We start from the raw sequence: 8,683 nt of genomic DNA on the forward strand, positions 1-8,683 counted from the left end.
GATTCGACAAGGCCGAAAGGAACACTGACCAGCAATGGCCGACGAGAACACCCCCGACACCCCCGAGTCACCCGCCCCGCCCGCCGGCGCGGACGGCGGCGCCCCCGAGACCGTGACCGCGGTGGAGGGCCTGGCCCTGCGCGTGGAGCCGGTCGGGCTTGAGACCGAGATGCAGCGCTCGTACCTCGACTACGCGATGTCCGTCATCGTGTCGCGCGCGCTGCCGGACGTACGGGACGGCCTCAAGCCCGTACACCGCCGGGTGCTGTACGCGATGTACGACGGCGGCTACCGGCCCGAGAAGGGCTTCTACAAGTGCGCCCGTGTCGTCGGTGACGTCATGGGCACCTATCACCCGCACGGCGACTCCTCGATCTACGACGCGCTGGTGCGGCTCGCGCAGCCGTGGTCGATGCGGATGCCGCTGGTCGACTCCAACGGCAACTTCGGTTCCCCGGGCAACGACCCGGCCGCCGCCATGCGGTACACCGAGTGCAAGATGATGCCGCTGTCGATGGAGATGCTCCGGGACATCGACGAGGACACCGTCGACCTCACGGACAACTACGACGGGCGCAACCAGGAGCCGACGGTCCTGCCGGCGCGCTTCCCGAACCTGCTGATCAACGGTTCGGCGGGCATCGCCGTCGGTATGGCCACGAACATCCCGCCGCACAATCTGCGGGAGGTGGCGGCCGGCGCGATGTGGGCGCTGGAGCACCCGGAGGCGAGCCACGAGGAGCTGCTCGACGCGCTGATCGAGCGGATCAAGGGCCCGGACTTCCCGACGGGCGCGCTGGTGGTGGGCCGCAAGGGCATCGAGGAGGCGTACCGGACGGGCCGCGGCTCGATCACGATGCGCGCGGTGGTCGAGGTCGAGGAGATCCAGAACCGCCAGTGCCTGGTGGTCACGGAGCTGCCGTACCAGACCAACCCGGACAATCTCGCGCAGAAGATCGCGGATCTGGTCAAGGACGGACGGGTCGGCGGGATCGCCGACGTCCGGGACGAGACGTCCTCGCGTACGGGACAGCGCCTGGTCGTGGTCCTGAAGCGGGACGCGGTCGCCAAGGTCGTGCTGAACAACCTCTACAAGCACACCGACCTCCAGTCCAACTTCAGCGCGAACATGCTGGCGCTGGTGGACGGCGTGCCGCGCACGCTGTCGCTGGACGCGTTCATCCGGCACTGGGTGACGCACCAGATCGAGGTCATCGTCCGGCGTACGAAGTTCCGGCTGCGCAAGGCCGAGGAGCGGGCGCACATCCTGCGCGGTCTGCTCAAGGCGCTCGACGCGATCGACGAGGTCATCGCGCTGATCCGGCGCAGTGACACGGTGGAGATCGCGCGCGAGGGCCTGATGGGGCTGCTCTCGATCGACGAGATCCAGGCGAACGCGATCCTGGAGATGCAGCTGCGGCGGCTGGCGGCGCTGGAGCGGCAGAAGATCGTCGCCGAGCACGACGAGCTGCAGCAGAAGATCAACGAGTACAACGCGATCCTGGCCTCGCCGGAGAAGCAGCGTCAGATCATCCGCGAGGAACTGACCGTCATCGTCGACAAGTTCGGCGACGACCGGCGCTCCAAGCTGGTCCCCTTCGACGGTGACATGTCCATGGAGGACTTGATCGCCGAGGAGGACATCGTCGTCACCATCACGCGTGGCGGCTATGTGAAGCGTACGAAGGCGGACGACTACCGCTCGCAGAAGCGCGGCGGCAAGGGCGTGCGCGGGACGAAGCTCAAGGAAGACGACATCGTCGACCACTTCTTCGTCTCGACGACCCACCACTGGCTGCTGTTCTTCACGAACAAGGGCCGGGTGTACCGGGCGAAGGCGTACGAGCTGCCGGACGCCGGCCGCGACGCGCGCGGTCAGCACGTGGCGAACCTGCTGGCCTTCCAGCCGGACGAGCAGATCGCCGAGATCCTGGCGATCCGTGACTACGAGGCCGTGCCGTATCTCGTTCTGGCCACAAAGGCCGGTCTGGTGAAGAAGACGCCGCTGAAGGATTACGACTCGCCGCGCTCGGGCGGGGTTATCGCGATCAACCTCCGGGAGACGGAGTCGGGCGCCGACGACGAGCTGATCGGCGCGGAGCTGGTGTCGGCGGAGGACGATCTGCTGCTGATCAGCCGCAAGGCGCAGTCGATCCGGTTCACCGCGACGGACGATGCTCTTCGGCCAATGGGACGAGCGACATCCGGCGTTAAGGGGATGAGTTTCCGCGAAGGGGACGAGCTGCTGTCGATGAATGTCGTCCGGCCCGGTACTTTCGTCTTCACCGCGACGGACGGCGGGTACGCGAAGCGGACCGCCGTCGACGAGTACCGCGTCCAGGGCCGCGGCGGCCTCGGTATCAAGGCCGCCAAGATCGTGGAGGACCGTGGTTCTCTCGTCGGTGCGTTGGTGGTCGAGGAGACGGATGAGATCCTTGCCATCACGCTCGGCGGCGGTGTGATTCGCACGCGCGTCAACGAAGTCAGGGAGACGGGCCGTGACACCATGGGCGTCCAACTGATCAACCTGGGCAAGCGGGATGCCGTCGTCGGTATCGCGCGCAATGCCGAGGCGGGGCGTGAGGCCGAAGAGGTCGACGGGAGTGATGACCCGGCGGCCGAAGAGGCCGGTACGGCCGAGGTCGTAGCCGAGGGCACTCAGCCCCCGGCCGGGGAGCACGAGGAGTAAAAGCGTGAGTGGAGCCGCGGGCGCCGGATCGAACGCTTCCGGAGGGAACGGTGCCCGTGGCCCTGCCACGGACTCCCAGGGGGTAGCGGTGACCGATAACCGGGGGCAGCAGCCCCCGTACCAGCAGACTTACGGTTCCGAGCAGCCGAAGACGGCTGCTCAGCCGTACCATCCGCCCCAGGCGTATCCGGCACCCGCACTCGCACCCGCATCGGCACCGCAGCCCGGTGCCGGGGCGGGTGCGGGGGTGGGTCCGCAGGGCGGAACGCAGCAGGGCCAAGGTCAGAGTCAGACCCAGGGCCAGGGCCAGAGCCTTGGCCAGGGCCAACAGGGAGCCTCCGTGACAACTGCCGCTTCGGGTACCGCGGCCGCCGCCGCCGTCAGACTGCCGCGCACCGGCGCTCGCACCACACCGCGTACACGCAAGGCGCGGCTGCGGGTGTCGAAGGCCGATCCGTGGTCCGTGATGAAGGTGAGTTTCCTGCTCTCCATCGCGCTCGGCGTGTGCACGATCGTCGCGGCCGCCGTGCTGTGGATGGTCATGGACGCGATGGGCGTCTTCTCGACGGTCGGCGGGACGATCAGTGAGGCCACAGGGTCGACCGAGAGCAATGGCTTCGATCTCCAGTCGTTCCTGTCGCTGCCGCGCGTGCTTATCTTCACGTCGGTCATCGCGGTGATCGATGTGGTGCTCGCGACGGCGCTGGCGACGCTCGGGGCCTTCATCTACAACCTGTCCGCGGGCTTCGTGGGCGGTGTCGAGCTGACGCTCGCCGAGGACGAGTGAGCGTCGTCCCAACCGATTTTGGGGCTGGCCCTGAAGTGCGCTAATCTTCAGGGGCAGCGCGGGGCTATAGCTCAGTTGGTTAGAGCGCATCCCTGATAAGGATGAGGCCACAGGTTCAAATCCTGTTAGCCCCACCGCGAAGAACGGCCCGTACGGAAATCATCCGTACGGGCCGTTTGCATAAGCCGGCCGGCCTAAGCGCCGGTAGAGGCGCCGAGTGGCCCATTCATCCGATCGCGGGGCGCGGGCAGATCACCGATCGGTATCGGCCGGTGTGTATAGTCGGCGCCAGAAGTCCCTACGTCAAGGAAAGACGAGGTCGCGCGGTGAAGAAGCTTCTCTTGGTCGCACTGGCCGCCATCGGCGGGCTCCTCGTGTACCGCCAGATCCAGGCGGACCGCGCCGAGCAGGATCTGTGGACGGAGGCGACCGACTCCGTGCCCGCAGGTTCGGGTGTGTGAGTCGCAGCAGTCCGAATTGCGAGCCCCGGCCGCCGAGCGGCCGGGGCTTCGTGCTGTCCGGGGCCGGTCTTCATGGGTTCGCGTACGTGAATGAACGACTTGCTCGGGCAAAGGTACGGACCTGGGTCTCCAGCTCCTGCTGACGCCTCCGGTGGCTCTGTGGTGGCCCCTGACGGCCTTTCGGCGGGGTGGTGAGGTACGGGGGTGGATTCGGCCTCCGGGGCCCGCTGACGCCCGACTGGCCTGCTCCGTAAGGCCGTTGGGACCGCGGCGCGTGTGGCGGCCGGCTCGGCGCGCGGGCGATTCGGGTGACCGCGCAGACAGCGGAGGGACGGCCGGGGCAGGATGGACCGGCACCAGTGATGCGGCGCGGGGCGGCCGAGAGGGCGCCGGAAGGCGAAGGGGAAGCGCGTGAACGGGGAGCGGGTACGACCGGTGCGGTGGGCCGGCGCGGCGGTGGTGTGTGCGGCGGCGGCCCTGTGCGCGGTCGCGGTGCCGCTGGGGCCGGCGGGGCGGGCGTGGGCGGCGGCCGGCGAGCCGGGTCCGTACGTCTTCGAACCGGACGCGAAGCCGGTCACCGGCTCGGCGACCACCAGCGGCGCGCGGAGCCTCGACGCGGGCGCCACGTACAAGGACACGATCGAGCCGGGCGGCCGGCGCATCTACCGGCTGGACCTCGACGCGGAGACGAACGCGTATGTCTCGGCCGTGGCCGTGCCGAAGCCGGGCACGAAGGTCGCCTCCTCGGACAGCATCAAGGTCTCGCTCCAGAACAGCCAGGGCAACCAGTGCAGTTCGAACGACGCCAGGTTCGGCGGCGTGGGCGAATTCCCCCGTCCGCTCGCGGCCTACGCGTACCGGACGGTGGAGAAGGGCTCGTACCTCTGTAAGGACGCCGGCCGGTACTACGCCGTCGTGGAGCGGACCGGCGAGGAGACCTCCACGCCGGAGCCGTGGGAGCTGGAGATCCGCCATGTCGCCGAGCCCAAGCTGACGGAGGCGGGCGCCACCAGCGCGCCGACGGTGTGGCCGAGCGCGTCCCCGGGGCCGGCCGCGGGCGACCGAACGGGCGAGCGTACGGGCGGCAGCAGCTTCTACGACGCGAAGGGGCTGACCGGCGGCGAGTGGACGACGGAGATCGAGCCGGGGGCGTCGCTCTTCTACCGGATCCCGGTGGACTGGGGGCAGCAGCTGTTCGTCGCCGCCGATCTGAGCAGCTCGGAGGTGACGGACGGGTCGGCGGTGAGCGGCGCGTTCGCCATGTCCCTGTACAACCCGGCGCGCGGTCTCGTCGGCAGCGGCAGCCCGGTCTCGTACGACGGCAAGCAGAAGACGACGGCGCTCGCGCCGCTGCCGCCGGTCGCGTACGAGAACCGGTTCGGCTACGCGAGCGGTGACAAGGACATGCGGTTCGCGGGCTGGTACTACCTGCGGGTGAGCCTCAACCCGGAGGTCGCCACCTCGTTCGGGAACGCGCCGATCCCGCTGACGCTGCGTGTGAACGTCACGGGCGAGGCGAAGCAGGGGCCGGCGTACGCGGGTCCGGCGGGCGACTTCAGCGTGACGCCGGAGGACCGGGAGGTCGCGGCGGACGGGCTGACTCCGTCGGACGAGGCGGACGGCGACACGATGGCGCTGATCGCGGTGGCGGGGATCGGCACGGGGACGGCGCTGGTGCTCGGGCTCGGGATGTGGACGCTGATCGCGCGGCGGAACGCGGCGCGGGGCGCGGCGGGGGCGGCGGCCGGGGCCGGGGCCGCAGGCGGTGCGGGCGTACCGGCGCAGGCGCAGGCGCCGCAGGTGACGCAGGGGTACGGGCCGCCTCCCGGGCGGTAAGGAGGGGGCGCGGGCGTTCAGCCCTGGGTCATCGCCCAGATGCCGACCGCGAAGCAGGCCAGGGCCAGCAGCAGCACCGGGACCGCCACCTTCAGGGGCGGACCGACGGGTCGGGGTGCGGCTGCGGCTGGTGTCTGCTGTGGCTGCTGGGCCGTGTAGGGGCGGGTGAGGGGCTGCTCGTGCCGTACCGCTTCGGTCGGTGCGTGGGCCATCAGCTGCTGCTGGGGCTGCTGGGACTGCTGCGGAGGAGTCGGGGGAGGCGGCGGAGGCAGGTGGAAGCTGCCGGTCTCCGACATGGCGCTGGGTACGGTGGAGGGCGTCGGGCTCTGTACGGGGAGCGGCGGCGCGGGCGTTTCGGGCTCCGGCTCTGCGGCGGCCGGGACGGCGGCGGCCGGGACGGGGCCTTCCGGGCCGAAACCGGCCGGCAGCGGGCCGATCTGGTCGAAGACCTCGACCGGCTCGTCGTCGGCGCCCGGCTCCGGCAGCAGCTCCACGGCCGCCGTCAGCGCCTTGCGGGCGCCCGTGGCCGTACGGAACCGGGCGTGCGGATCGGGCTGGAGCAGCCCCGCGAGCACCTGCCACAGCGGCTCGGGGATGCCCTCGGGTGCGCCGGGGGTGCCGTGCGCGGCGAAGTACTCGACCAGTGCCTGGGAGTCGGGCTTCTGTCCCTGGAGCAGATAGAGCGCGACCAGGCCGACGGCGAAGAGGTCGGAGGGGAAGTCGGGCTCGGCGCCCATCAGCTGCTCCGGCGCGAAGTAACCGGGCGTGCCTACTACGTAGTTGGTCTCCGTCAGGCGCGGCTCGCCCTTGCGCATGGAGATGCCGAAGTCGGAGAGGCGCAGATGCGGCCGGGCGGTGCCGGTCGCCTCCATGAGGATGTTGGCGGGCTTGATGTCGCGGTGCACGACGCCTTCCGCGTGGACGGCGGCGAGCCCGGCGAGGAGCTGGTCGAGCAGGGTGCAGACGAAGCGGGGCGGCAGCGGTCCGTAGTCGCCGATGACATGGGCCAACGATCCCCCGCTGACCAGGTCCATGGTGAAGAGGACCTTGTCGTCGTCGGCGGCCCAGCTGGCGGGGGCGAGGACATGCGGATGGTCGATCCGGAGCGCCTGCTCGCGGACGAACCGCAGCAGGGTGTGCGCGTCGCTCTGCTGGAGGACCTTGGCCGCGACGTAACGCCGCCGCCGGTGGTCCCAGGCGCGCCAGACGGCACCGACACCGCCCCGGCCGACCGGGTCGATCAGCTCGTACCGTCCCGCGAAGATCTCACCCATTGCGCCGCGCCCGCTCCCCGTTGTCGTCTCGGTCGTCGTCGTCCTGTTTTGCCGTGCCCGGAACCCGGGCCTGTCAGCTCTGGTGCGCCTCGTAGTGGGCGACGGCTTCGGCGGTGCGTCCGGCGCCGTAGACCCGGAGGAACTCTGCCAGTTCCGGCTGGGTCGCGGCGAGGGAGTCCGCCGCGTCTATGATGTCGCCGGCCGCCGCGACCGAACGCAGCAGCGACTGGATCTCGCGGACCACCCGGCGGACGGTGGGCGCGCCCGCGCTGTGCGTCGTCTGGCTGGTGGCGTTGAGGACGGAGCCGCCCTGCGACTTCCTGACCTCCTCCATCCGGTCCGTGGCCTCACCGGCGCTGACGCTGCCGTCGGCCACCTGTCCGGCCAGATCCTGGAGCGCCTGGACCCGCTGGACGACCGCGGGATTCCCGATCTTCGCGCGCTGACCGCTCATCAGCTGGGAGAGCATCGGGGCGGACAGCCCGAGGACGGCGGCGAGCCGGGCCTGGTTCAGCCCCAGGTCATCGATGAGCCGGCGGAAGAGCGCCCCCAGAGGCTCTCCGTACCAGCTCCGCTGAAGTTCTCTGGCTCTGGCGGTCGATTCCTGCTGTGCGGCGTCCATGCGCGTCTCCCCATCGCTTCCCCATGCGGCAGCTTCGCTGCTGCGAACCTCGTGGGGCATCTTACGGAGAGTGGTCGCGCACGGGGAGCCCCAATCCTTTTGCGGGATACCCGCCCGCACCCGGTACTCTGGTTCTCGGTGACGCGCGGGACCCCGGCGACGGCGGTTCGGCGTACCCACCTTCAGCGGGGCCTTAGCTCAGTTGGTAGAGCGCTGTCTTTGCATGGCAGATGTCAGGAGTTCGACTCTCCTAGGCTCCACATTTTGAGACCCCTCCTGACCTGCGGAAACGTCGGTCTGGAGGGGTCTTCTTCCTGCTTTGGTTGGCGACGAGTGGGCATGGAGTTGTCCGCGGCGGCCTTTTACGGTCGGTTCCATGGCTTACGTGGAGACCCAGCACCGGAAGAAGAGCGGCCCGAGGTGCATCGTCCGGTGGCGGGGCGAGGGACCCGATGGGGCGACGAGGGAGACGGAGTACTTCGACGACTCCGACTCCGACTCCGCGGAGAAGTTCCGCCGACTTGTCGACGTCCCGCTCCGCTTGACCCCGATGACCGAAAGCCGCGCACCGCGTACAAGCCGAAAACCGTTCAGAACAAGCACGGGTTGTTGAGCGCGATCTTGCAGTCGGCTGTGGATACGGAACCGTCTCTGCGGGCATCCAACCCGTGCGCGAAGACCCGGCTGCCTCGGCTCGACGGGGCCGAGGACGAGGAGGAGATGGTCTTCCTCGAACGGGAGGAATGGGCCTGGATCTACGAGTGCCTTCGCGACGATGCCAAGGACCTTGCCGAGACCATCGCGAAGACCGGCTTCCGATGGGGCGAAGCGACCGCGCTTTGCGCATGTAGGGCAGCCGCATGCGGCGCATGAGCTTGTCGAGTTCCTCGGGGATGGCGGGCGGGTTGGGCCCGGGGCCGGGTCATGTCCCGTCGAGTGGTGTAGCCGATCAAGTGGCGGTCGTGTTGGTGGTGTTGGGTAGTGCGGGGGCGCTTTCTGGGCGCTCGGTGGGGT

7 protein-coding genes and 2 tRNA genes are annotated in these 8,683 nt (G+C 69.6%); 7 read left to right on the top strand and 2 right to left on the bottom strand.

The annotated features are described in order from the left end of the window. Positions 1–34: 34 nt before the first annotated feature. The 5 genes from gyrA (at position 35) to AB0389_RS09435 (ending at position 5,773) form a co-directional block, all read left to right on the top strand. Positions 35–2,689 (top strand): DNA gyrase subunit A, encoded by a 2,655-nt coding sequence (gene gyrA, locus AB0389_RS09415; protein ID WP_366394715.1) that lies wholly within the window; start codon positions 35–37, stop codon positions 2,687–2,689. A 4-nt stretch (positions 2,690–2,693) separates the two neighbouring features. Then, positions 2,694–3,476 (top strand): DUF3566 domain-containing protein, encoded by a 783-nt coding sequence (locus AB0389_RS09420; protein ID WP_366394716.1) that lies wholly within the window; start codon positions 2,694–2,696, stop codon positions 3,474–3,476. 60 nt (positions 3,477–3,536) lie between these two features. Next, positions 3,537–3,610, top strand: a tRNA-Ile gene (locus AB0389_RS09425). Positions 3,611–3,802: 192 nt separating this feature from the next. Beyond that, a complete protein-coding gene (locus tag AB0389_RS09430) occupies positions 3,803–3,937 on the top strand; it encodes a DLW-39 family protein (RefSeq protein ID WP_003958712.1) in 135 nt (44 codons plus the stop codon). 411 nt (positions 3,938–4,348) lie between these two features. After that, complete coding sequence (locus AB0389_RS09435) at positions 4,349–5,773, top strand: hypothetical protein (RefSeq protein WP_366394717.1); 1,425 nt, start codon at positions 4,349–4,351, stop codon at positions 5,771–5,773. Positions 5,774–5,790: 17 nt separating this feature from the next. Here AB0389_RS09435 and AB0389_RS09440 read toward each other — a convergent pair whose 3' ends face one another. After that, positions 5,791–7,047, bottom strand: coding sequence for a serine/threonine-protein kinase (locus tag AB0389_RS09440; RefSeq protein ID WP_366394718.1), 1,257 nt, complete (start codon positions 7,045–7,047; stop codon positions 5,791–5,793). 73 nt (positions 7,048–7,120) lie between these two features. Continuing rightward, positions 7,121–7,669 carry a DNA-binding protein gene (locus tag AB0389_RS09445; protein ID WP_366394719.1) on the bottom strand — a complete coding sequence of 183 codons (549 nt, stop codon included), beginning with the start codon at positions 7,667–7,669 and terminating at the stop codon, positions 7,121–7,123. A gap of 187 nt (positions 7,670–7,856) precedes the next feature. Between AB0389_RS09445 and AB0389_RS09450 the strand changes: the two genes are divergently transcribed. Both AB0389_RS09450 and AB0389_RS09455 read left to right on the top strand, forming a co-directional pair. Then, a tRNA-Ala gene (locus AB0389_RS09450) sits at positions 7,857–7,929 on the top strand. Between the two features lie 349 nt (positions 7,930–8,278). Beyond that, positions 8,279–8,542, top strand: a complete 264-nt coding sequence (locus tag AB0389_RS09455; RefSeq protein ID WP_366394720.1) for a hypothetical protein — start codon at positions 8,279–8,281, stop codon at positions 8,540–8,542. The last annotated feature ends 141 nt before the right edge of the window (positions 8,543–8,683 follow it).

The sequence above is a fragment of the Streptomyces sp. NPDC093109 genome, from assembly GCF_040701725.1.
In the GTDB taxonomy this organism is placed as follows: domain Bacteria; phylum Actinomycetota; class Actinomycetes; order Streptomycetales; family Streptomycetaceae; genus Streptomyces.